Source organism: Pseudoneobacillus rhizolycopersici, assembly GCF_054786815.1.
On the sequence record NZ_JBTOOE010000202.1, the window covers coordinates 1 to 246 of the forward strand.

General features: G+C 66.3%; 1 protein-coding gene. It reads left to right on the forward strand.

All coding sequences use genetic code 11. The features are described from left to right. Positions 1 to 246, forward strand: a 246-nt coding sequence (locus tag ACX9YW_RS23430) for a hypothetical protein (protein ID WP_460351187.1), incomplete at both ends; no start/stop codon positions are given.

Sequence of the window (246 nt, forward strand, 5' to 3'; positions counted from 1 at the left end):
TGCGCCTCGCCCCGATGCGGCAGTCATCGTCCAGCGGGCGGTTTGCCAGATCGAGCACACCTGGACCACCAGCGCCGCTGGTACGCAGCGCTGGCTACTGAGTCTGCATCAGGATGCCGCCCTGCTCGGCACTGCCGGAGAGCTGCTGTTCATCGTCGAGGATAACGTGCTGCTCGGCGCGAACCGCCGGGCGATGGAGGAGTTTGCCCTGCTGCCCGCGCATTTCGGTCACACTGCCATCAGCAC